This window comes from Clostridioides sp. ZZV15-6388, from assembly GCF_020657755.1.
Lineage (GTDB): Bacteria > Bacillota > Clostridia > Peptostreptococcales > Peptostreptococcaceae > Clostridioides.
This window is the reverse complement of sequence record NZ_JAGWCU010000045.1, coordinates 1-24,271: the sequence shown is the minus strand read 5'-3', so window position 1 is coordinate 24,271 and position 24,271 is coordinate 1. Positions and strand designations below refer to the sequence as shown.

General features: G+C 27.4%; 21 protein-coding genes and 1 riboswitch. Of the genes, 3 read left to right on the top strand and 18 right to left on the bottom strand.

The window, feature by feature from the left end; translation table 11 throughout:
• The 6 genes from KGF48_RS18275 to KGF48_RS18250 all read right to left on the bottom strand — a co-directional run.
• The coding region (locus KGF48_RS18275; protein WP_227868418.1) for a transketolase at window positions 1–597 on the bottom strand (597 nt) is incomplete at its 3' end.
• Between the two features lie 20 nt (window positions 598–617).
• The gene (locus KGF48_RS18270) at window positions 618–1,676 is read right to left on the bottom strand and encodes a galactitol-1-phosphate 5-dehydrogenase (RefSeq protein ID WP_227868417.1); all 1,059 of its coding nucleotides are present in this window, start codon (window positions 1,674–1,676) and stop codon (window positions 618–620) included.
• A 351-nt stretch (window positions 1,677–2,027) separates the two neighbouring features.
• Window positions 2,028–3,434 (bottom strand): PTS transporter subunit IIC, encoded by a 1,407-nt coding sequence (locus tag KGF48_RS18265; RefSeq protein WP_227841317.1) that lies wholly within the window; start codon window positions 3,432–3,434, stop codon window positions 2,028–2,030.
• Window positions 3,435–3,635: 201 nt separating this feature from the next.
• Window positions 3,636–3,938: a PTS sugar transporter subunit IIB gene (locus KGF48_RS18260; protein WP_227432742.1), complete on the bottom strand. Its 303-nt coding sequence runs from the start codon at window positions 3,936–3,938 to the stop codon at window positions 3,636–3,638.
• A 119-nt stretch (window positions 3,939–4,057) separates the two neighbouring features.
• Window positions 4,058–4,504, bottom strand: a complete 447-nt coding sequence (locus KGF48_RS18255; protein WP_227828898.1) for a PTS sugar transporter subunit IIA — start codon at window positions 4,502–4,504, stop codon at window positions 4,058–4,060.
• Between the two features lie 31 nt (window positions 4,505–4,535).
• A complete protein-coding gene (locus KGF48_RS18250) occupies window positions 4,536–7,433 on the bottom strand; it encodes a sigma 54-interacting transcriptional regulator (RefSeq protein WP_227828899.1) in 2,898 nt (965 codons plus the stop codon).
• Between the two features lie 484 nt (window positions 7,434–7,917).
• Between KGF48_RS18250 and KGF48_RS18245 the strand changes: the two genes are divergently transcribed.
• Window positions 7,918–8,340, top strand: a complete 423-nt coding sequence (locus KGF48_RS18245; protein ID WP_227868416.1) for a DUF3284 domain-containing protein — start codon at window positions 7,918–7,920, stop codon at window positions 8,338–8,340.
• A gap of 252 nt (window positions 8,341–8,592) precedes the next feature.
• Here KGF48_RS18245 and KGF48_RS18240 read toward each other — a convergent pair whose 3' ends face one another.
• From KGF48_RS18240 to KGF48_RS18225, 4 genes are all read right to left on the bottom strand, one after another.
• Window positions 8,593–9,333, bottom strand: a complete 741-nt coding sequence (locus tag KGF48_RS18240) for an SIS domain-containing protein (RefSeq protein WP_227868415.1) — start codon at window positions 9,331–9,333, stop codon at window positions 8,593–8,595.
• Between the two features lie 2 nt (window positions 9,334–9,335).
• Window positions 9,336–10,595 carry a PTS ascorbate transporter subunit IIC gene (locus KGF48_RS18235; RefSeq protein ID WP_227868414.1) on the bottom strand — a complete coding sequence of 420 codons (1,260 nt, stop codon included), beginning with the start codon at window positions 10,593–10,595 and terminating at the stop codon, window positions 9,336–9,338.
• A gap of 131 nt (window positions 10,596–10,726) precedes the next feature.
• Window positions 10,727–11,005 carry a PTS sugar transporter subunit IIB gene (locus KGF48_RS18230; RefSeq protein WP_227828903.1) on the bottom strand — a complete coding sequence of 93 codons (279 nt, stop codon included), beginning with the start codon at window positions 11,003–11,005 and terminating at the stop codon, window positions 10,727–10,729.
• A gap of 12 nt (window positions 11,006–11,017) precedes the next feature.
• Complete coding sequence (locus KGF48_RS18225; protein WP_227868413.1) at window positions 11,018–12,937, bottom strand: BglG family transcription antiterminator; 1,920 nt, start codon at window positions 12,935–12,937, stop codon at window positions 11,018–11,020.
• 478 nt (window positions 12,938–13,415) lie between these two features.
• On the opposite strand from KGF48_RS18225, the gene KGF48_RS18220 reads away from it, so the two are divergent.
• Window positions 13,416–14,003 (top strand): DNA-3-methyladenine glycosylase I, encoded by a 588-nt coding sequence (locus tag KGF48_RS18220; protein ID WP_227841233.1) that lies wholly within the window; start codon window positions 13,416–13,418, stop codon window positions 14,001–14,003.
• 400 nt (window positions 14,004–14,403) lie between these two features.
• Here KGF48_RS18220 and KGF48_RS18215 read toward each other — a convergent pair whose 3' ends face one another.
• From KGF48_RS18215 to KGF48_RS18190, 6 genes are all read right to left on the bottom strand, one after another.
• Window positions 14,404–16,491: a sensor histidine kinase gene (locus KGF48_RS18215; protein WP_255642551.1), complete on the bottom strand. Its 2,088-nt coding sequence runs from the start codon at window positions 16,489–16,491 to the stop codon at window positions 14,404–14,406.
• A 195-nt stretch (window positions 16,492–16,686) separates the two neighbouring features.
• Window positions 16,687–17,379 carry a response regulator transcription factor gene (locus tag KGF48_RS18210; RefSeq protein ID WP_227828911.1) on the bottom strand — a complete coding sequence of 231 codons (693 nt, stop codon included), beginning with the start codon at window positions 17,377–17,379 and terminating at the stop codon, window positions 16,687–16,689.
• 596 nt (window positions 17,380–17,975) lie between these two features.
• Window positions 17,976–18,365 (bottom strand): BlaI/MecI/CopY family transcriptional regulator, encoded by a 390-nt coding sequence (locus KGF48_RS18205; protein ID WP_227868411.1) that lies wholly within the window; start codon window positions 18,363–18,365, stop codon window positions 17,976–17,978.
• Between the two features lie 103 nt (window positions 18,366–18,468).
• The gene (locus KGF48_RS18200) at window positions 18,469–18,846 is read right to left on the bottom strand and encodes a BlaI/MecI/CopY family transcriptional regulator (RefSeq protein WP_227868410.1); all 378 of its coding nucleotides are present in this window, start codon (window positions 18,844–18,846) and stop codon (window positions 18,469–18,471) included.
• Between the two features lie 208 nt (window positions 18,847–19,054).
• A riboswitch (cyclic di-GMP riboswitch) is annotated at window positions 19,055–19,150 on the top strand.
• A 928-nt stretch (window positions 19,151–20,078) separates the two neighbouring features.
• A complete protein-coding gene (locus KGF48_RS18195) occupies window positions 20,079–21,071 on the bottom strand; it encodes a hypothetical protein (RefSeq protein WP_227868409.1) in 993 nt (330 codons plus the stop codon).
• Window positions 21,072–21,217: 146 nt separating this feature from the next.
• Complete coding sequence (locus KGF48_RS18190; RefSeq protein ID WP_227868408.1) at window positions 21,218–22,384, bottom strand: hypothetical protein; 1,167 nt, start codon at window positions 22,382–22,384, stop codon at window positions 21,218–21,220.
• A gap of 387 nt (window positions 22,385–22,771) precedes the next feature.
• Here KGF48_RS18190 and KGF48_RS18185 point away from each other — a divergent pair, with 387 nt between their 5' ends.
• Window positions 22,772–23,086: a hypothetical protein gene (locus KGF48_RS18185; RefSeq protein ID WP_227868407.1), complete on the top strand. Its 315-nt coding sequence runs from the start codon at window positions 22,772–22,774 to the stop codon at window positions 23,084–23,086.
• 55 nt (window positions 23,087–23,141) lie between these two features.
• On the opposite strand, the gene KGF48_RS18180 is transcribed toward KGF48_RS18185, so the two are convergent.
• The gene (locus KGF48_RS18180) at window positions 23,142–23,954 is read right to left on the bottom strand and encodes an N-acetylmuramoyl-L-alanine amidase (protein ID WP_227868406.1); all 813 of its coding nucleotides are present in this window, start codon (window positions 23,952–23,954) and stop codon (window positions 23,142–23,144) included.
• A 3-nt stretch (window positions 23,955–23,957) separates the two neighbouring features.
• A partial coding sequence (locus KGF48_RS18175) for a phage holin family protein (protein WP_227868405.1) occupies window positions 23,958–24,271 on the bottom strand: 314 nt, incomplete at its 5' end.

The window sequence follows — 24,271 nt, the reverse complement described above, 5'->3', positions numbered from 1 at the left end:
AAAAGATTTAAATTTGTCATCTACTGGACTAACATTCATTACTTCTTCATTAGAACCATCTATTTGTAATCCATTTAAGTCAACAAATGCAATTAAGTTATCTAATTTATAATGTGATGCTGTCATTACAGCTTCCCATATTTGTCCTTCTTGAATCTCGCCATCTCCTAAAATAGTGTATACCATATAGTCTTTACTATCTAATTTACCAGCTAGTGCCATACCATTTGCAGCAGATAAACCTTGTCCAAGAGAACCAGTAGACATATCTACTCCTGCTACTTTTTTCATATCTGGATGTCCTTGTAACTTAGAACCAAATTTTCTTAAACTCATTAAATCATTTTTTTCAAAATAACCTCTTTCTGCCAAAGTTGCATATAATGCTGGTGCAGAATGACCTTTTGATAATACAAATCTATCTCTATTTTCATCATTAAATTTTATAGGGTCTATATTCAATTTTTCAAAATACAATACAGTTAAGATATCTACTATTGACAGTGAACCTCCTGGGTGTCCAGACTTCGCTTCTGTTATACTTTTTATAATATTTATTCTTATGTTTTTAGCTATTTGTTTTAATTTTTCATTCATCTTTTATACCTCTTAAATTTTTATATTTCTACTAGGATTTTATTGAAATTTATTTCTCTGTTTGACATTTTACGCAAAAATTCTCCTACTTCATTAAGACCTATTTTATGTGAAATCATTGGTGTAAAAATAATATCTCCTTTTCCCATAAAATCTAGTGTTGCTGTCCATGCTCTTCCAGGATAAGGTCTTGTATATGAATTCCAAGAACCTTTCAAAGTAAGCTCTCCACGTAATATACTCTCAGCAGCTTTTGCACTAAGTGGTAATTCTGTATGCGAAATGCCTACAAATACTATAGCTCCTCTTTTTTTTGCTATAAGTAGAGATTGCTCTTGAGTAAACCTACTACCAGCAGTCTCTATAACAACATCAGCACCACCATTAGTTATTTTTTTTATTTCTTCAATTGCATTTACTTCTTTTGAATTTACTATATAGTTTGCTCCTAAACCTTTAGAAAGTTCTAGCTTTTCATTAAAAATATCAACAGCTATAATTTTAGATGCTCCAAAAACCTTTGCCCATTGTAAAGCAAACTGACCTATTGGACCACACCCTAGTACAACTACACTATCTCCTACCTTAATATCTGCTTTTGCAATCCCATGATATGCTATAGTTGCTGGTTCAATTCCAGCAGCAGTTTCATAATCTAAGGTATTTGGTAATTTTAAAATATGCTCTTCAGGAACTTTCACATACTCCGCTAAAGCTCCATTTACTCTTGTCCCAATTATATTGTAGTCATTACATAATCCAAAATTCCCTTCTTTACAATAACCACATTCTCCACAAGGAACTAATGGAGCAACAGCTACTCTATCACCTACTTTAATGTTCTTTACTTTTAACCCTATTTTAGCAACTTCACCAGAAAACTCATGACCTAAAATTAATGGATATGCTGTACCTCCACTCAATCCACTAACCATAGACCTAGGTAAATCCGAGCCACATATTCCAACATATTTAACATTTACAAGTACTTCTCCATCTGTTATTTCTGGTATATCAACCATTTCATATCTAACATCACCTATATCATATAGTACTGATGCTCTCATCTTATTTGCCATATAAACCTCTCCCTTCATGCTATACACTTATATATAGCAATATTTATGCCATACAAAAAACAAATAATTCATCTCTGCAAATACCTTATATACAAAGCATTTTGACAATGTATAATACATTTTATAAAATCAAATTACATTATTGTATAAAGGTAAAAAAGTATGTTTTAAATAACAAAATAAAATTCATAAAATTGATAGTTGAGTACAATAAAACAGAATCCTAATATTTATCAAAATAAAAAGAAATCTACATTTCATTTATAGCTTTTCAGATAATCTCTGACACTTCTATAAAATCAACTATAGATTTCTTAATTTATTGTATTATTATATTTTAATAAACTTAAACTATGCTACTACAGGTTCTTCTGCTACATTTTTAAGTGCTTGTTTTTCTAAATATTCAAGTATACTTGTTTTATTCTTTCTAAATAATGCCCATAGGATAAAGTAAATTACAACTGCTAATCCTATATAAATTGGATTTGCACTTAAGAATGCAAAGAACACTAACCCCATTAAAGGTTTTCCTAGTATATTGAAACTTGTTATAAGCATAGCTCCAGCTGGTATAGCAACACCTACACTTGTAGCCATATCTGTAAATAATGGAGCTGTAGATGTACATATATATAATCCTAATCCAAACCATATTATACCTGAAACTATTACTTTTGGTATATTACCATTATGTACTGCAACTAAACCTTGTACCATATATGGAATTGCAAGTAAGTCTACAACTGGTAATACTTGATTACCTGGAAGTATCATAGCTACTACAAGCATTATTGGAATTAAGATAAGACCTGATATTAAAGTTGCAGGTTCACCATATCCCACAGCATCATTTACTGCTATATACCACTCGCGATTTCCAGCTTTTTGCATAATCTTTCTAGCTGCTTCTGTTATAGGTGCAAATGCTTGAGCAAACATACTTGCTACTTTTGGGAATATTGCCATAACAGCACTTGTAGATATACCAACTTTCATTATTTCTCCCCAAGCTTCCATAGTAGTTATTCTAGTCATATTACCTAGTATACCAATAAACATACCCAAGAAAAGACCTAGAGTAATCGGCTCACCTAAAAATCCTAGTTTCTTTTCTAATTCTTTAGGGTTTAACTTTATTTTATTTAGTCCAAGTTTGTTATATATAGGGTCTGCAAATACTGCAAAGACAGAAGCTTCAACATTGTGCATAGCTATTATTGTACAATTAGGATATCTATAATAACTAGACCATCTCTTTGCAACTAATTCTGATATTAATAAACTGTATAAGTTTAACAAGACCATACATCCTATACCTAAAGGGAAATTGCCTGTCACTCCTATTACCATTGCTCCCCAGACCATATAAGAATAATTATTCCATAAATCTGATGGTTGGAATACATCTGTCCACTTTACTAAAAATAAAATAGTTTGCAATAATATTCCAAGACCTAAGTATATCATACCTGCACTTGTTGAAAATGCAACTAATGATGTAGCTTGCCAACCAACATCAAACACAGGTAAATTTACTCCTGTACTATCTACCATTCTATTAATTACTGGTGTTATTATTGGTGTAAATGAGTTTAATATTAATGTAAAACCTTGCAAAGCAACACCTGCATATACAGCTGAAAGAAACGATTTCTTAGTAGTTACTTTAAATATTTTTGCTATTATGAATATTATAATTGGAACTATAATTGCAGAACCAAATGTATCGATTATAGATTTCATAAATGTTAACATCTTTTATCCTCCTATTTCTAAACATTTATCAAATTAATTAAATACGTCTAAATAAATATCTTTTTGTTGTCATTTTTTATTCTAATAAATTCTTAAATGATGTCACTTTAATTAAATTTATTTTGATAGTAGTTATTTGAATAGTAGTCTATTATAGTATCTAAATTATTGATTCAAATACTATAATTTATACTCTAAACACTATTTATTTAAACTATCAATAACCTTTAAAACTTCTTCAAAGAATGCATCTTCTCCTATACCAGTAAGACAAGCAAATGCATTTATAGTTGGTATTCCATAATCACCTGATTGAAGTGGGCTTGTAAATGTTATAAAATCAAATCTTCCTGATTGTGCCAAATTTAATGCTTCTGTTGGTCTAGCCTCTGTCGTTGTAATAGATATTCCTTTATCTCCTAAGACTTCTTTTAATTTCCCTGCCACCATTGATGATGTAACTGTTCCTGAACCACATACTGATAATACATTAAATTGTTTCATAATAATTTCCTCCTAATATTATATTTAAGTTTTTATTTTATATAAATTAAATTGCTCAGAAGTTAATACTGTTTTTAAGTTTTTAATGTTCTATTATTTACTTCTAAAACATCTTTTCATTATATTTCTATAAAATTTAATAATTCAGCTACTTCTTCTTTTGTTGATGCATTTTTTATGTCTCTTAATAGCTTTATATTCTGAAAAACTGACATTAAATCTTTTAATAATTTTACTTGAGAGTCTGGATTCTTTACTGCTAGTAAAAATACAAGCTCTACATCTAAATTATCTGTTGGGTCTATCATTGAATTAAATTTTACTGGATTTTTCAATATTCCTACAGCTACATTAGATTCATTTACGTGTTGTGAGTCTGTATGCGGAATCGCAACACACATTTCTCCAATATTAAGACCTGTAGGTAATGTTTTTTCTCTTTCCAAAACTGCATTTATATATGTATTTTTTACATATTTTTTTTGATACATTTTATTTCCTAATTCTCTGATAATACTTTCATAATCATTAGCTTCTAAGCCTAATGATATTAAATCTACATTCATTACTCTAACTCCTCTCAAATTGTTGCTATATCTATATATTTTTAAATTTATCAAATATAATCTTCTTAAAACCTTCTTTATCAAAACACTGTTTAGCACTATTCATAAACTTTTCATCTTTTAAAATTTCAAGAACATTCTTAACAATATCTTTATCATTAGTCTTAAAAACTGGCATAAATACAAAATTCACATTACCAACACCCCAGTCAATAGGGTTTTTTAATTTAATAAAAACAAATCTTGTACTATTTACTGTAGAAGAATCTCCATGAGGTACACCTGTAGCCCCTTTAGAATATGTTGGAAGCATTTCTTCTCTATGAAGAACTGAATCCAAATAATCTTTTTCCACATATCCCTTATTGATAAGAATTGAACATACATATTCTAGTAAATCCTTTTTAAAATATATATCAGGCTCAAATATTACTAAATCATCATCAAGCATTCTTCCATATCCTTTAATTTGACTATCATCTTGTTTTTTTGAAAGATATATATCTAGGTTTTTAAAAACATCTTTATTGTATGGAATAAAATTTATACCTGGTATTTTGGGATTTATTGTTCCAACAATGGCTAATATATTGTTTTTTTCTCTTAATTTTTCAATTTTATAGGAAATATTCTCATCCAAAGCACTCATTTGATAACATTTAGTATTGTTGTACTTTTCTTCTAATGTTTTACTTATGTACTTAGCGGTTCCCTCTCCAGTAAGACATAAAGTCACAATTGCATTGGATTTATCTATGTGTTTTTCCAGTTCATAGTTATATCCCATCCTATCTTTTACAAGAGAAAAAAACATTTCATCGAGTTCTTCATCTCCCATAGAAACTTTTCTAGTTGCTTCTAATGCCATTAAAAGATCTACTCTATCAATAGTTTTAGTATTTATGTTAGTTCTCTTATTTACTATTTGTCCTATATTTGTAAGTGACCCAATATCAACTAGAAATAATATTCCTTTTCCTTGGTCAATTATTTTTGACAACTCCACTGCCTTGTTATATATATTCATTGGTTTTTCATCTAAAGGCATATCTATAGCCACAGGAAATTTTACTCCCAAAAGCTCTTTAACAACATTTACAGTTTCTGTAGCTATACGACCATGAGAGATTATTATTAATCCAACTTTATCTTTTTTTACCTCATTCTTTAGGGCTGATTTTATATAAAGTGTTATAAATCCAATTTCATCTTCTGGAATCTTAATTTCATTTATATCTTCAATTTTAATTGCAAAGTTTTTTGCTATTTCATATTCTTTTGAAAAATCTATTTTTATTTTTTCTAAGTTTACATTTATTATCTTTTGATTTAGTTTAATCCTTTTTATTGCTTCTTCTAAATGTATTGCTAGATATTTAAATGCATTTTTATTTACTTCTAAATTAGTATTTTTTTCAATTATATTATTCATTAGCTCTTTTACCAGTTTTACTAGACTATCACTTACAAAGCTATTTAAATCACTCATTGAGAAGATTTCTTCATCGTTTTCTAGATTAAACTTTATGTCAGCAAATCTATTTAAAACAAAAGTCCATAAAATATTTTCTATGTCAATATCTTCAATGTCTAAAGACTTTAAATCATAATATTTCTTTTCAATTGTTTTATATATATCCTCTGGTAATATGTACTCATCACTCACAACATTTTCTTTTATTGAAGATTCCTCTAAATTAAATGGTATAAATATAGCATTTTTTAAATACTTTCTTATTTCTGTGTATTCAACCTCTTGAAAAGCAGCATCTTTGAAAGAATCCTTAAGTTTTAAAACTTCATTTATATCTACTACTACTATTGATTCACAATCTTCATCTTTAGAATTTATAAACTTCATAAAAGCTCTTGCACAAAGAACTTGAATCATATTTTGTAATTGTCCTATATTTCCACTAAACTTTTTTAATGCAAGTATTTCAATCACATTTTTATCTACAAATATTTTTGCATTTATTCTGTTACACTCTTGTTGAAAGATATTGTATATAAGGTCTATTTTTTCTTTTAACAGTCTATCATGTAATGATGGTAATGTTATTAGCATTGGTATTCTTCTTCTAAATGTCAATAATAAATTAGTCTCTACGTTTTCAGTAGTTGCTCCAATCAGTATCATGCTTACTTTTCTTTCAGCATTAGTTTCACCTAATCTTCTAAATTTGCCTCTATCTAAAATAGAAAATAGTATTTCTTGACCTTTTGGAGGTAATCTATGAATTTCATCTAAAAATAAAACTCCTCCATCAGCTTCTTCTACAAGACCTGGTGTATCATATTCAGCCCCTGTAAATGCACCTTTTTTATATCCAAATAATAAAGATAACAATAATTGTGGATTATCACTGTAATCAGCACAGTTAAATACAACAAAATTAGAATTTTCTTTTATTACCTTCTTTTTCTTTGCAAACTCATACATATGTTTAGAAAATAAACTCTTACCAACTCCACTTTCTCCTACAATTAAAGTGGGAAGACCTTTTGGAGGATACAATATAGCAGACTTTGCTTGTTCTACAGCATTTCTAAGACTTCCCTTATTTCCAATCAAAGTTTCAAACGGGTCGCTTGATTTTTCTTCAATTACCTCTACTATTTCCATTTCTATACTTTCCTTAGGTAATATTTCCTCTACAACTCTTCTTGATATATTGAATCCTTCTGTCATCAACTCTCTGGTAATTTCTGAAATAGAAATATCCTTACTGTTTTGCAATATTGCTGAAATCGCTGACTTTAAATAGGGATATCTTCTTTGTCTCGAATTACTTATATTGAGTTCTTTTCTTAGATTAGTTATATTTTCTCTAGTTGTATTTAAAAACTTTGCTATTTGAACATCTGTTAGTGGGTCTTTTTTATTTTCTGTATTTATGATGTTTACAAGTTTATCTCTCAACTCCATGCTTGATAACTCCTTTCTTGATAAATATATAAGCAACTATCGTGCCATACTTATTTTAATACTTTTTTTCTTTGCAACACTTGTACATGACTACGTTTTCATAAACATTCATACATTTTGATAAACATTTACTTTTTGTACATTTAGTAATTTACTAAATGTATTAACTGTTTTTGATTGATAATATTATAATTCATAATATAGATTATCATATAAATTAGTTATAAAATTAGGATTGAAAAGTTTATTTAATTAGATATAATATTATATATCTACTCAACAAAAAAATTTATAATCCTTTATGCTTTTAACACTTTCTGTTTTTAAATTTTAATTCGATATAGTAGTATTTTATTAAACGCTCATATACACAGTAATTTAATCATATCTCTAACTTAGATATGACTTTATATGACATATTATACTATTTTATTTATAAAAATAATTTACAAGTATTAAAATTACACACAGAGAGGAAAATAATATGAAAACATTTAAATCTGAAGCTTTATTGAAATACTCTGCAAAAGATATATTTAATATATTTATAAAATCTGCAAGACTAAATTTCCCTAATTTTAATGAGAAAAGGGCAGTAGGTACATTTGTACAACAAAAAAATAATAAAAGATTTAAGGTTGAAATAACTAATTTTGAGAAGAATAGAATATATGAGATAAAAACAAGCAATAACAGAGAAAGTTTTGTTACTCGATATGAACTTATACACATTGATTTAGACAATACAAAACTTATTTTCACTGAAAGTGAAAGTGATAGAAATATATTTGGAAAAATTAATTCAATTATTGTAAGAATCTTATTTGGAAAAAGACAACCAGATGAGTTTAATAATTTTATAAAAAACTTAGAGCTAGAACTAGCAAATAAAAAGACTAATTCATAAATGTAAATTAGATACTATCATACTTAAAAACAATTAAATATATTTATTATAGAAATTAAATAATTTACTATTTTATACTATAAAATAAATAAGGAATGCTTTTAATTAATAAAAAAGAGATTCTTACTTATCTTCATTCGATGTATTACCAAATAATAAAAGCTGTAGATTTTACCTACAGCTTTTAATCAATACTACTTATTTATATAATTATTAAGACATTTTTGACCTTATTAAAATACTTTCTTCACCTTAATATTCATAGTGAATTACATCTTTATATTCATCAAAAATCTTCTTATTTAACTCATCTCCACCATCTATATTTGCACTATAAAAAATTGGTGGATTCTTTAACCCTCTATTAACTAACTCTTGAGTAACTTGAGCTATAATAGAATTCATCACAGTAGTTGCAATTACAGTAGAAGTTGGACTAACTCTTTGATTTAGACCATCTATTTCTACACAGGCATCTCCTTTTTGACCATGATTATCTATTACTAAATCACACACCTCATAAAGATTTTTTCCTGAAGAATGTCTTGAAGATACACTCTTTGAGTAGCTTAAATTAGTTATACATATTACTGTTGCCATCTTTTCTTTAGCTTCCATAGCAAATTCTATACTTACTGGATTTCTACCAGATACTGAGTGAATTATAACTACATCTCCTTCTTTAATTGGAGTCTTATCAGCTAGAGCCACACCATATCCTTCTAGTCTTTCCATCTTGCTAGTGTGAGTTATAGGTGCTGTATCTAACATTAGAGACTTTGCAAATACTGGATTTATAAGAACACAGCCACCTGCCCTGTAGAACAATTCTTCTGTTAGTATTCCTGCATGTGAAGCCCCAAATGAAAATATAGCACTTTTGTTTTTTATTGCCTCAACAAGTATTTGTACTGCTTTTTCCATATTGGATTTTTCTTCAGTTTCTATTATATCAATTAATCTTTTTATCTCATTTATGTATTTAAATTCCATATTTATAATACTCCTCCAAATAATGAACCTATAAACTTACTGATTATACCAAATAATGAAAGGTCGTTACCACCAAATATTAGTATCCAGTTTTGAATAGTTCCTGAGTAAATTACAGCAGATATTCCTACTAAAGCTACCATAAATATTGCAGCTACAGCTGTACCTATTATAGCTCCACGTATACCACCTTGTGATTCGCCTATTACTGCTGCTGCTCCACACTCAAAGAATGAAGTTATAACAAGTGGTATAAGTAACATATTAAATATATTGAAGTAGTTACATATTAAAATCATAGCTGTAGATGTCAACATGGCAACTAAGAATCCTATTAATACAGCATTTGGCTTATAGTTAAATAGTATTGGACAATCAAACGCTGGTAGTGCATTTGGTACAACTTTTTCTGATATACCTTGAAATGCTGGCATTATTTGATTTATTAACATTCTTACACCATGAAGCATTATTATAAGCCCTGCTCCAAAAGAAAGACCTTGCTTTATTGCATATGTTCCAATAAACTCATTACTGTCTTTAAATGCATCTGGTATTACTATCCCAACAACTATAAACATTAAAAATACTGCCATTCCACCACTTATAGATATTTCTCTAAAGAATGATAAACTTTGAGGTATATTTATATCTTCTGTAGATTTTTCTTTATTTCCTACTAGCTTAGCAATAAATCCTGATATAAGAGCTAAGCATCCAGATGGATGTCCTAGTGTAAAAGAATCATCTCCAATAACATCAAATACATATTTTCTTAATAACCATGGCATTATTGACCAGTAAAGTGCTGATAATACTGCTGCAAAAGCTATTAACACGCCACCATTTAATCCAGCTTCTACTCCAGATGCTACAAATATAAATGGAAACCAGTAAAGCATATGACCTGTTAAGAATATTGTCTTAATAGGAGTAAATCTTGCTATCATTAAATGGAGAGCTAGACCTACAAACATTGCTAAACCTATAATCCCTCCATAACTTGCAGTAAAAGTAACATCACTCAAACCTTTTGTTACTGCACCACCACTTATACTTTGGAAAGCTCCATTAATCGGTGCTATTGAACTAACTAACATCCCTGTTCCAGTTTCCATAATTATTATGCCAAAAGCTGCAAGTAATGACCCCTTTATAACATCTGATGCTTTCTTTTTCTGTAGTATAAGGCCAAACGCTGCTATTAATCCAATTAGCATGGACGGATTACGTAAAATATTATTTGAAATAAAATCAAGCATTATTTTTTTAGTGATAGGCTAACTATTTAAGTTTTCTATCACTAAATTCCCCCTCTCTTTCTTACTATTTTTAATTTTAGTAAGTTTTTATTTTATGTCGTTTAACTTAAATTTACTTTTTAAAATTTATACTATTTCTTATCATTTAAGAAAGTTTGAACAACTTCTGTAACTTCTGTTAAATCCATATACTTCTTAACTGGATATACTGGTACATTACAAGTTCCTTTTAATTCATTTAATAATTCTTGGCTTGTAAATATACAGTCACAATCAGCCCCTCTAGCTGAGTTTATATCTGTATTTTCTACTTCTCCTTCTATACTTAACTGCTTTAGAACCTTTTGTATCGTCATTTTTAATACCATTGATGAACCTACACCAAATCCACAGACTGCCAATATTTTCATTTTAAATTCCTCCTAATTTTGTTTATTTATAAGTTCTAGTATTGAGCTTTTGTCTCCATTAATTATTACTTTTATATTTTCTTCTTCATACATCATCTCCGACAGCGATGCTAATGCTCTGATGTGAGTAGTATTATCTATAGCAGCTAGTACCATAAATATGTTCACTGGCTTTCCTAATAAATCAACCTCATCTTTTACTATAAGTAAGGACATGGCAAGTTTGTTTACCCCTTCTTTAGAGCTTGCATGTGGTAAAGCAAATCTATCAGCTAAAACAATATACGGTCCATACTTTTCAACTGACTTTATCATATTTTCTATATACAACTCTTCAATAGAGTTGTCTTCTAACAATGGTTTTGAGGCTATTTTTATTGCTTCTTTCCAATCTTTAACACTTCTTATTATGTTGACCCTCTCTTCATTAATTAATTCCTTTAACATTGGTTGATACATCTCTCCTTCATCTATCTTATGTATTATGTTTAATAAGTCAGCTTTTAGTGATTCTTCGTTATTAATAACTCCATTTTTTCTTATAGCCTGTATTATCAGTTCAAGACTGAAATACTTCTCATTTTCTTTTACACTTATGAGTTTGTTCATAAGTAATTGAATGTCTGATGTTGTTAAAAGAGGATTTACAACTATTACATTACTTACATTTTGTATGTCTATGGTTGTAATTATGTAATCATAGTATATATTTACTTCTTTTAGTTGCTTAATAGATACTATGCCTACTATTTCTATAGTTGGTATGTATTTGTATAGCTGTATTTCCAAACTCTTTGATACCATAAGACCATTAGGACAAACTAGTAAGACTTTATTCTTTCTTAGACCATTATCTCTAGAACCTCTTAAGTATCCTCCAAAATATGCTGCTATAAATCCTATTTCTTCTTCTCTTATACCTTCAAATACAGGAAACTCTTCTTCATTTTCTATAATTGACTTTATAATCTTATAAAGTGACTTATGTTTATACTTAGTTTCGTCTAGCATAGGGTTGCTAATAGGAAACTTAAATCTTATTCTATTGTAAGAAGAATGCAGGTGCCTTAAAATATTTTTTTTAAACTCATGCTTACTTTCTAATTTTATTGCTGTATTTACTTCAAACTTATCTATAAGTTTATCTACATATGCTTCAACAACATCTTCCTTAACTTCACTATTTAAACTAGGAAGTGAACTTACATAAGCACACACATAGGCTTGTTCATTTTCATTAGCTTCTTCACATAAAAGGTCTTTACAATTATTAAAGTAACTAATTTTTTTAGCTTCATTTAGATATTTATAAGAGTACAAGGTTTTCCCATCTCTTATTCTTTTATTTAGAAACTCTGTAAACTTAGTTAAATTTAATAAAGAGTAATCTGTAAGATTTATGTATCCCTTTGTATCAAAGTTAGTTACTTCCTTACTTATAGAATTAATTTCTAATACATTTTCTTGTGTAAGTAGCAAGAAAAGTTCTCTAATAACATATTCATCACCTATTACTTTGTACTTTCCCTTGTATTCTAATTTTAGTCCCATTGTTTGAAGATACTTTTTTATATCGGTTATTGTTTGTACTACTGTGTTTTTTGAAAGTAACATTTCATTTGTTAGTTTTTCTATTGATATTTTTTCATCATGTAATATTTTGTTCAATATAAAAGTTTTTCTATATTCACTATCTAAAAATTTATCTTCTTCAGCTGAAATTATTTTTCTTACATTGCCTAAGTTACCTTCAAATATAAATTTGTGTTTTATATTTTTTATGTTACCTCTTTTTCCTAATTCTTCGTTTATAGCTAAGATATCGTAGTAAACAGTTCTCTTTGATACATTGAACTTTTCTTGTAGTTCTTGTGATGTTACATTGTTATTTTTAATAATAAAATCTAATATTTTTTTAGCCCTTTCCTTCATACTGCCTCCTTAATTTTATTATCTATATTTTACATACATAGTGCCATACCAAATAATTGCACACGATTTTACCTTATTTTATAATTTTGCACAGTTTCACTCTAATCTAAAAGATATACGATACTAAAAAGTATTTTTAAAAAAATATGGCAGTGACACATATTATTTTTTCAAAAAACAAGCTAGACCGAATAAAAAATCTCCAAATTATGTCTACTTAAATAAATAGTACTGTAATGATTTTATACAATCAAATACAATTATTACCATACAGGTTGAAAGACTAGTAAAATACTTCCAGAATCTATTGTATTGATTATCAAAAAAATTTTAAAAAGATGAGGAGAATTTATATGGAATTGCCAGCCTTAGTTAGAATTAAAAAGATTTGATTGTGTGAGATGTTGAATAAATGTATAATATCTTTGTAAAGCAGAATTAATGTAGATTATTTATAAAACAGAAAGGATAATATAATATGAATGAAAAAATCCGATGTGCTTGGTCAGGAAATACCCAAATATATACAGATTATCATGACAACGAATGGGGACGCCCTGTACATGATGATGATAAGCTATTTGAAATGCTAATTTTAGAAAGCATGCAGGCAGGGCTTTCGTGGATAACCATACTTAAAAAAAGGGAGTCATACAGGGAAGCATTTGATGGATTTAATCCAAATAAGATAGCCCTTTATGATGATAAAAAGATTGACGAACTCATGGCAAACGAGGGCATTATAAGAAATCGTTTGAAAATTAATGCAGCTATAAACAACGCTAAGGTATTTCTTGAAATTAAGGATAAACATGGCAGCTTTGATAAGATGATTTGGAGATATGTAAATAATACTCCTATTGTGGGACATTGGGAAAAAGTTGAAGATTTACCTGCAACAACTCCACTTTCTGATAAAATAAGCAAAGATTTGAAAAAGATGGGTTTTAAATTTCTCGGCTCAACCACAGTTTATGCATTCATGCAGGCTACAGGCATGGTCAACGACCATATTACAGAGTGTTTTGCTTATACAGAAATATTAAAAGAGTATTCTTATGATTAGAAAACTGAAAACGCACAACTATTTTAAAATACAATGAAAAATAGTTGATTCAAAGACTTATCTGAAATTTTTTCAACTGTCCTATCTCCTATAGCTAATTGTACAATACATTTCAACTAATTTAATTTTTCTTTCAAAATCTATTTTAGATTTTCTTAACATAAAAATATACTCCCTTCATAGCATCAGTTGTTATTATTTCAACTGTCTACTATAAAGGGAGCATATCAAAATAGTAATATTAATAAGAAAAAATATATTTACACCAATCTATCTACATTCTCATAAAATTAATTAAAAGTATTCCCTTCTTTAAAAGTATCTACATAATTGTTTTATAGGAAACCTTTCAATATCTTAATTTTTCTGTAAAAATTATATTATATCTTGAAATTTTATTTTAATCTATCTTTATTTCTTCTTCATATTTTTGAAATTCTAAATTTGCTTTAAACAAATCCCCATCTATTTCTATATAGAATTTTCCACCTTGTAAGTTTACTAAATCTCTTGCAATAGCAAGTCCTAACCCACTACCTTCAGTATTTCTTGACTCATCAGCTCTTTTAAATCTTTCCATAATCTCACTTGGGTCAAAATTTAACTCATATGAAGATATGTTTTTCATAACCACCTTTACATTGTCACCATTTTCATAAACATCGATATAAACTCTAGTACTTTCTAAAGAATATTTAGCTATATTTGACAGTAGATTTTCAAAAACTCTATACATTCTTCTTCCATCTGCCCATATATACACTTTTTCATTTGGAACATTTAGTCTTATATTTAGGTTATTTTTAGACAATTTTTCTTCAAGCTCACCTATACTTTGTCTTAATAGTTGTACCAAATCAATTTTACTAACTTGTAACTCTATATTACCACTACTTACTCTACTCGCTTCAAATAAATCTTCTATCAATAATTTTAACCTCTTTGACTTTGATTCTAGTACATTTATATAATCGTTTATATAGTCTGGTTGTATAGAATCTTCTTTTTTAATTAAATCTACATAATTTATTATAGAGGTAAGTGGAGTTTTTAAATCATGAGATACATTAGTTATAAGGTCAGATTTCATCCTTTCACTTTTTACCTGTTCTTCTATTGCTTTGTCTAGACCTTCTCCAATATTATTTATATTTTCTGCTAAAGATGTAAAATTATCATTTCCACTAATTTTTATCTTATAGTCTAATTCACCCTCTTTTATTTTTTCGGTACCTTCTATAACATAACTCAAATAAGAAAGTCTTTTGGTTATATAAAGTGCAAAACCTAAAAATATACATATAGAAAATAACAATCCTAGACTTACACTTTGAGCACTGATTATAATTATTAAAACCAAAGATATTATTACTATACCAATAACCTTTCTTGCTAAAGATACTTTTTTTATAGCGTTAATAACCTCCCTTACAGTTTTTATTAACCATAAAATCATTCTAACTATAACACTTGATTTAAATATACACATTTTATTTTCCAAATAGCTTAACTGAACAGTTATAAAAAATATATTATTTGAAATTAGTAATGATGCTATAGAAATTAGTAATATAACATAAGTATCATAGGATGTATTAATAACATACATAAATAGAAGTATTATTGAGATAACTATTATTATTGCATTAAATTCCATAGGTATTTTATTGTATATTAATAAAGATACACTGTCTTTCTTTAATGCCTTACATTTAATTCGTTTACATAATATCATAGACAATAAACATATAATAGCTAAAACTAAACTAGCTACAAAAAATAATTTCACTTTTTCTGTAGCTTGCTTAAATGTTTCAAAGTTATTGTATACAATTCCATCATCAACACTTAGTTCTTTAGGAAAGGATACATAAGCTTTAAATTCCTCATCTATACTATTGAGTTTCAAATCAATATTATTTAATTTTAATTTCTTCCCGTTTAGTTTTTTAGTATAAGAATCATTTTCTACTCCTACTACTATTTCTACATCACAATAACCCTTTACTTTTTGCTTAAATTCATCTAAATCATCATATATTGTGTTAGTATAAAACTCTCCTGTATATGTATTTCTAATATACATTTTTATATTTTTCAAAGAGTTTAAATATTCTATAGATGATAGCTTATTATTTACAAGTTCATCATAATTGTTAAAGTAACCATAATCGTTACCTAAAGCAATATTTTTGCCCTTTCCTCCTGCGTTAAAATAAATATCATTTAATTTCAGTTTTTCTTCTTTGTTATTTTCACTACTTACAGATAGTTTCAAATTGTATAATATCTCTTGTATTGTACTTTCATCAAATATATTGCTGTCATAAAAATCATCAGATATTCGAACAATTCCACTACTTGTAGAAGTTTTTTGTATATTGTGTTTAGGCTCAGCAAATCCTATTGATGCAAATAGTATAGCTAATGGAAATGAAATAGATACTATTATTAATGCTACTAACTTTAATGCTCTATATTTTTCCAAGTTGTTCACCTCATCTACATCGTCAATATCTTATATAAAATAAAATTCAATACAAGCATAATTCCCATAGAGTACATTAAGCTACTTGAGAAGAAGTTAAAACATATAAGAATTCCTAATATTTGTGTAAAAGTAAAAACGACTAAAATCAAAATGCAATTGAATATTAAACTCTTTTCTTTCATAAGTTTTCCGCTAAAATTTTTCAATCTTATAACCAACTCCCCACACCACCTTTAAAAATCTTGGTTCTTTTGGATTTATTTCAATCTTTTCTCTTATTCGTCTAATGTGTACTGCTACTGTATTTTCTGAATTAAAACTTTCTTCATTCCATACTTTTTCGTATATCTCATCTATTGAGAAGACTCGTCCTTTATTTTCTAAAAGAAGTTCAATTATCTTATATTCAATTGGTGTCATTTTTATATTTTCGCCATCAATCTTAACTTCTTTTGTCAATGTATTTAGCTCTAGAGCTCCACTTTTTAAAATTTCTTTGCATGTATCTTCATAATTACCTAAAGTTACATATCGCCTTAAGTTTGATTTTACTCTAGCTACAAGTTCTAATAAATTAAATGGTTTTGTTATATAATCGTCAGCTCCAATGTTTAATCCCATTATTTTATCTGTATCTTCACTTTTTGCTGAAATTAAAATTATTGGTATATTTCTTTCTTCACGTATTTTTACAGTTGCTTTGATTCCATCTAATTTAGGCATCATTATATCCATTAAGATTAGATGAATATCATTTTCTGTTATTACTTCTAATGCTTTCATTCCATCATATGCTTTATGTATTTTAAATCCTTCTGATTTAAGATATATCTCTATTGAATCAACAATTTCTTTATCGTCATCTACTACTAGTATATTGTACATATTTTCACTTCCTCTATTGTATAATAATCCTTATATTTATTATACAATATCTTTCACTCCCTTTCTCAATAATGACTAAATTGTTATATTGTATTATCTTACATTTTTATAATTTTTCTTTATATCTATATAATAGAATATAAATCTTAAGAAAATATTATCCTAAATCTTAAATATTTCTTAAGATTTAAGATAAATTGAGGCTTATTTGAATTAATTGATTTGAATTATGTTGTTTTCAGATTACTTTTATTTAAGTGTTTTGATTAGATTAAGCTGAATTGATGTATATTAATTCTTATTGAGCCGTTTTTATTTTTTGGGTGGAAGAATGGTGGAAGAATCATATTTTACTAATTTTCTTCCACCATTCTTCCACCCAAATGTACTTGGAAGTATTTATTTTACTGTGATAATAGCTACTTATTTAAATTCTATTTTTATACATCCTATCTACTATATATTATACATATTCTATTAAAATTTATATAAACCTAAAACAAATCTATTTCATTTTTTTTACATGTTCAGAATAATAAACAAAATGAAGGTAGAAAAAGTTATAATTTCATACCTTCATTTTGTTTATTATGTATCTATTTGTCATTTTCTTCTTTTAAATTCTTAAAATATTCTTCTAGTGAATTTAAAGTATCATCATCTACTTCATCATCCTTACTATGTAATGCTGACATTAGACTTGATATTGAATTCTTATGTATATTCTTTAAAAATTCTTTTGTTTCAAATCTTAGATATTTTTTCTCTTTTACTAGTATATTGTAGTGTGTAAGTTTACCTATTTTCTCTGTACTTAAAAATTCCCTTCGCTCTAACCTTTTTAAAACTGTGAATGTAGTTGATTCATTCCATCTGTATTTTTCCTCCATTGCAGTAACTAAATCCCTAGATGTTAATGCTTTGTTAGCTTCCCAAATATATCTCATAACTTTTAATTCCGCTTCTGGTAATTTACTAATTTTCATAGTACACACCTCCTTGTCGATTTATGTATAAATAAATTCTATAACAATAAAGTTTTATAAACAAGAGAATTACACCAAATATTTCCATCCAATTTTTACCATATCACTCTTTTAAATTTTTATAATACTCTTCTAATGAATCTAACTTTTCTTTACTTACATTTTTATGTGTAGTAGTTAGTGAACGCATTATTTTTCTACTTTTACTAGATTTTAGAACTTTTTTCTTGAAAGCATAATATTCTTTGTTATCTATTATTATTTTATAATAAGATTTAAATTTTCTAATATCTCTAGCTAAGTAACCTTTGTCAATTAATCTTTTTAATATTGTCTTTATTGTACTTTTATGCCATCCATACATCTGTTTTATATCATATATTATTTCTTTTTTAGGCATTAGAGAATCCTTTTTCCATAAATACTCCATTACTATTAATTCTGCTCTTAATAATTTTTCTACTAACATTTCTTCTTTCATCTTATGTCGCTCCCTCATTCAGTCTAACTTAAACTAATAATAGGAGCTTTTTAACACAAAAACTACAGGTAAGTTTTACCATACATTCTACATATTTAGTCTGTTTTTATATATAAAAAAGATTATTCATATCCATAAATTTATTCAATTTTCAAACAATCTTGTTTAATAATAACTAATTCTATTGTATTATTTTAGTTGTAGAATAAAACTAAATCGGCAAAACTAGAGAAATTTAGTGACGCAAAGCTATAGGGACTAAGATTTATAAAATTCTTATAAATTATGTCAGCCAGTTGCCAAAAAGATATTTTTCTTTTTGTTTTTATGAAAGTTTTTTAGGTGGGTAATAATATATATACTTAGAGATAAAATAAAATATATTTCTAATATTCATAGTTTTATTTTTTCTCAAAATGCGATATAATAAAGATGTAAATTCGTATCAAAAACAAAAAAGAAACTACAATCTATTAGCCTAGAGCGAAGTTTCAGAATCAACTATAATGGTTTAGTTTTTATGATACTTGATTTTCATATAAAGCTCAGAGTCACTCATGCCAGAGTGACTTTTTGCTTTTTTTGGAAATGGTATATGTAATAAAACTAGCTGTCAAACTAGCTAAAACTCCAAATAAAAATTCAGCCATTCCATCCACCCCCTTTCATTTAAAGATGGGTGTAAATAATAAAACTCCACTCTTAGATTGTAGTTCTACAAGATAAACTTGCCATTTAATTATAACATAATTTTACAATTACCAAATATTTATTCTTGTTTATTCCTAATTAAATTATATATTTTTTGTTCATACAATAGTGAATATTCACCTTATAAGGTCGCATAATTACTTATATGAAAAGTTTGTCTTTCTTCCCAGTTCCCAGTTAGTAAAAAAACTGTCTGTACAACCTTAGAATCTCGTTTTCAAGGTATTTGATATAATAATATGCCCTTTATTGTTTTAAGTATCAGAACACCTACGTATAACTATCACACATCCAACTCTTAGCCACTCCACCTGTGGAATGTTTGCAAGACCATTTAATAACCCTTGATGGGGTATTGCTGAACGTTCTTCATCAAGCGGTTTGAACAGTTTTCTCAAAACTGAAAATAGAAAAACCGCAATGATATGTATTGATGCACTCTATTTATCACTATTGAAAAAGACAGAATAGATAATACACCTTTCAAATTTCATATTTTCCAATCTGCTGTTTCTATGTACTTATGTCTTACTCGAACTGGACTTTGTAATTCTATTATCTACCTTCTTTATAGCATTTCTGGAGTCCATAACAAATCCTTGCCACCTCAGGCTCTTAACATCAAGAAAATTTTTTCCTCTAGTTATATTTCCTGTGAAAGCATCTGCAATAGATATAGGACTGTACAATAATCCTAATCCTGTTTTCACTATAGTACTACTAGTTGATTTAAAAAATGCTAAGCCACTATTATCTTCTAGATATCTTTTAAATGTATTTTCTTTTATTTCTTCGATATTTCGTTCAACAGCAACACACATTTCATCAATTTCTGCTCGTTGTAAGTTGCTATGCTTTTCTATAATCCAACATCTAAAATCTTTTAGGTACTTATTTTCCCTTAATTCCTCCATACATACATGGTAGGGACCATCTATCCCAATATAATTAGGAATCCCTGGAATAATAATTCTATCTGTAAATTCGGCCTCTGAACCACTATTAAATGTTTTCAAATCATATCTACTATTGGCAATCAACTCAATATCTTCATAGTATTGCTGCTTCAATGCTTGAAACACATACATATCAAATAAAAATATGTCCTCAGTTGAATTTGCTGAAATTATTATATCTCCAATTTGCAAAGAATGTGTATGTGTATCCGGTCTCCATCCCTCCACGTTTAACGATTTCACTATATCATCATAAGATAATTCAGTATTTAAAGTAATAGGATTTTTAATTTCTTTTACATATTCTAAGATGCCACTAAAATAAAAATTGGGATATAATTCATCAACAAATTTAACATATGACAAATCTCGCATATTATTAGGACAAATACTTTTACACAAAAATAAAATTTCATCAAAAAGTATTATTAGACCCAATGGGCTTTCTATAATAGGATTTGGTGAATCTGATAAATCGTTCAAACTTCTCTTTGCCTGATGCTTGTAATCATATAATAATGGATATGAAAGCCCTATATATGCAATTCTTTTTCTCATGGCTGCATACCTCCTTATTTTGCAAATTCCAATTTTGTTATGTACATCTTATCATCTTAAACTGAATATATACTACTATTTTTTACGTCCCTGATTTTAAAAAAAGATAAATATTATTGTTTTTTATAATTAGAGCCTAAAAATATTTATCTCTTATCAACTACTGAAATATGTCCATATTTTTTTCCATATATTACTCTATACGGATTATTAAAAGGAAACACTACTTGTTCTTGATTTATGTACAGTTCATCTCCTATTTTAAAATCTTTATTTTTTTGCCATGCTTTCAAATAATGAGGATTAATAAAGTAATATTGTAATTTTCTATTCTCAAAATAATAATACCCTATAATTTGTTGAGGAAATAATGCATATTTTACCATAACTTCATTATTTCTATTTTCATACCAATTTACTCCCATACTTTTAAGTTTATTGACAATGTAATTTGTATTCCTAAAAGTTAAATTTTCCTTATCTACATACTCCCAATAATCAATAAATATAAACTTTTCTTTTTCGTTATAAGTATGTTTCTCAGATATTGTTCTATAAGAAGTAAATGGTTTGCGAGAAGCAAATTTATGTACAATATTATATCTTTTGCTTCCTGTAGACAATGAAATCCATGGAGTTATATTTTTAAATACTCTGTGATTTCCAGTATGCAATAAAAAACATAACCATTCTTTAATTATAAGCAAATCATCATGTGATTCTGTTTTTATGATAGCATTTTTTATGGTCTCTATGGCATCTAAAATTTTGGAATTATCAAAACGTCCTGGATACGTTCTTAACTGATATGAAAAAAGTTCTCTCATAAAATCAAGAAACTCAAATAATAATGTTCTATCAACTTTATTTGGCTCTAAAAATTCTCTTAAAGGTAATGATTCCATATAAGAGTGCATTGATTTGTATCCCCAATTGAAAATATCATTTTCATATGTCCCTACTCTTCTCATTATACTGTTGCGATATTCAGTTGGATTGAAAATATGGTTTTTATAGCGTTCTATTATTTTTATTGCATATTCATAAGATGGAATTGAATTAAAAATATCATATGAATTATTTCTAAATTTGCAATAATTATTACGCTTAATAATTGGTTCCACAACAAATTCTCTTCCTTCTCCTCGAGCCATACTCACTATTCTATCATTATTTTCAGCTTTCAATAACTGTTCCTTTATAAAATCTGCGTCTAAACCACATAAATCTGAATATTCAGATTTAAAGTATGGTATAGAATTTATTAAATCACTTGGCTCTAAATTCAACTTAATTTCTTCTCCTAACAACATCAGTTTTATCTCCCTAAAGTTTTATAAATTCTAAATATTTAAAACATTAATTTTTAATATAAAAAGACTCCTTTAAATTTATTTTATCATAAAGCCTTATTTAGAATATATTCATACGACAAAAATCATTCAAAAAAGTAAAAAAATATACACTAAAAGCACTCTTTTTATAAGAGTGCTTTGGTGTATGTTAATGTATATATTTAATACAATTATAACATGTCTTATGTTTTAGTATGATAATTTTCGTTCGTTTTATTATTACAACTTATATTATATAGTTTTATGTGTCCTGTTAATATTTGTAATATTTTAGATACTCTTTATACTTGTGTTACTGATATACTTTGATTAAGAAAATTAAATCTAAAAGGAGGTATATCTACTATGAATTCTTGGAGCATTATATTTTTAAGTTACGGAATAACATTTACAATAGGAATCGCAATAAGATATTTAATTAAACGCAAAGCTAATTACTGCAACAAAAAATATTTAGATAAATTAGAATTAAAGTATGGGAATATAGATAGAGAAAAAGCCGTTAAATTAGAAATATTTTATGACTGTTTAATAGGTTTAGAATATATAATGGGTTTATTAATAAGAAAAACTGATATCGCAATAATATCAATAGTATTAGTATCTACTATAACAATAGTATCACATTATTTAATTATGAAAAGATACATTGTTCTATAATCTTTAAATTTATTAAAAAAGGAGGTAACAACTGACTTAGTTGTTACCTTCCAATCTATTTATTAATAAAATCTAATGCTTTGTAAAGTGTATCAAACCTATCATTACCTTTTATCATAGTGTATTTTTCTTTAGTTATAGAACCTATCTTATTACATGCTCCACCACCTACGACATAAAGATTTTGCGTCTTACCTGGTACATAATCTTTTATATCACATATTAGTATTTTTCCATCATTATAGCCCCAACCAAGTACAGTTGCAGGAATTTTGTCAACTTCTCCATCATACACAATTGTATGTTTATACATCTGCTTAACTCCCTCATTACTTATATTTTTATTTAATACACCTTCTACAATTAACTTAGCTATACCTTCATATCCAAGTTTATTAGCTTTCTCATAATCATCTTTATTGTCACAAAAGAAACTTTCAATTAATACTGCTGTAGGTTTAGAACTATTTAAGATATACAAACTTTTATCTAGTTTAGCACCTCTATTTTTAAATACTGTGCCTAGTTTCTTACATATTCTAGTTGCATATTCTAAGCCTTTATTGCTATAATATAACACTTCTGAGCCTTTTCCTTGACCATCACTTGCATTTAAATGTAACTCTATAAGTAAATCATATCCTCCGCCATTAACTCTAGGTATTTTATAAGACTTTTCCTCATTCTTAGATTTAAATTGTCTTTCGGGGCATATTATTACATCTACCTTATGTCCTTCTTTTCTAAACATATCTGCTAATACTGGTGCAAGTGACTTATTGTATTGATACTCGTTAACTACTCCATCAGCAGAAGTACATGCACCACTTTTTAAAATACTGTGTCCTACTGTAATACATATTTTCATTATTTATTTTCCTCCTTTAACTTTTAGTTCGTCTGTCATTGTATCTAATAAAATTCCTATTTTCTCCTTTAATTTTTTAGGTACTGGTAATCCACACAGGTACATATTTTTTAATATACTTACACTTTCATACAAAATGAATAAAATAGAGAAAAATTCAGATATACCTAGATGCTGTAGTCTTAAAAAGTCAATCCATTCTTGTGGTAACATAAATAAAAAGTTAAACTTTGTAAGTACGTCAACTACTGCTAAAAAGAATACACATGCTATCATTGCTACTTTTCTGATTCCTCCATTTATCCCAAAAGAACTAT

Coding starts and splice junctions, on each gene's coding strand:
- KGF48_RS18270 (WP_227868417.1), bottom strand. CDS start 1,676: ATGGCAAATAAGATGAGAGCATCAGTACTATATGATATAGGTGATGTT.
- KGF48_RS18265 (WP_227841317.1), bottom strand. CDS start 3,434: ATGTTAACATTTATGAAATCTATAATCGATACATTTGGTTCTGCAATT.
- KGF48_RS18260 (WP_227432742.1), bottom strand. CDS start 3,938: ATGAAACAATTTAATGTATTATCAGTATGTGGTTCAGGAACAGTTACA.
- KGF48_RS18255 (WP_227828898.1), bottom strand. CDS start 4,504: ATGAATGTAGATTTAATATCATTAGGCTTAGAAGCTAATGATTATGAA.
- KGF48_RS18250 (WP_227828899.1), bottom strand. CDS start 7,433: ATGGAGTTGAGAGATAAACTTGTAAACATCATAAATACAGAAAATAAA.
- KGF48_RS18245 (WP_227868416.1), top strand. CDS start 7,918: ATGAAAACATTTAAATCTGAAGCTTTATTGAAATACTCTGCAAAAGAT.
- KGF48_RS18240 (WP_227868415.1), bottom strand. CDS start 9,333: ATGGAATTTAAATACATAAATGAGATAAAAAGATTAATTGATATAATA.
- KGF48_RS18235 (WP_227868414.1), bottom strand. CDS start 10,595: ATGCTTGATTTTATTTCAAATAATATTTTACGTAATCCGTCCATGCTA.
- KGF48_RS18230 (WP_227828903.1), bottom strand. CDS start 11,005: ATGAAAATATTGGCAGTCTGTGGATTTGGTGTAGGTTCATCAATGGTA.
- KGF48_RS18225 (WP_227868413.1), bottom strand. CDS start 12,937: ATGAAGGAAAGGGCTAAAAAAATATTAGATTTTATTATTAAAAATAAC.
- KGF48_RS18220 (WP_227841233.1), top strand. CDS start 13,416: ATGAATGAAAAAATCCGATGTGCTTGGTCAGGAAATACCCAAATATAT.
- KGF48_RS18210 (WP_227828911.1), bottom strand. CDS start 17,379: ATGTACAATATACTAGTAGTAGATGACGATAAAGAAATTGTTGATTCA.
- KGF48_RS18205 (WP_227868411.1), bottom strand. CDS start 18,365: ATGAAAATTAGTAAATTACCAGAAGCGGAATTAAAAGTTATGAGATAT.
- KGF48_RS18200 (WP_227868410.1), bottom strand. CDS start 18,846: ATGAAAGAAGAAATGTTAGTAGAAAAATTATTAAGAGCAGAATTAATA.
- KGF48_RS18195 (WP_227868409.1), bottom strand. CDS start 21,071: ATGAGAAAAAGAATTGCATATATAGGGCTTTCATATCCATTATTATAT.
- KGF48_RS18190 (WP_227868408.1), bottom strand. CDS start 22,384: ATGTTGTTAGGAGAAGAAATTAAGTTGAATTTAGAGCCAAGTGATTTA.
- KGF48_RS18185 (WP_227868407.1), top strand. CDS start 22,772: ATGAATTCTTGGAGCATTATATTTTTAAGTTACGGAATAACATTTACA.
- KGF48_RS18180 (WP_227868406.1), bottom strand. CDS start 23,954: ATGAAAATATGTATTACAGTAGGACACAGTATTTTAAAAAGTGGTGCA.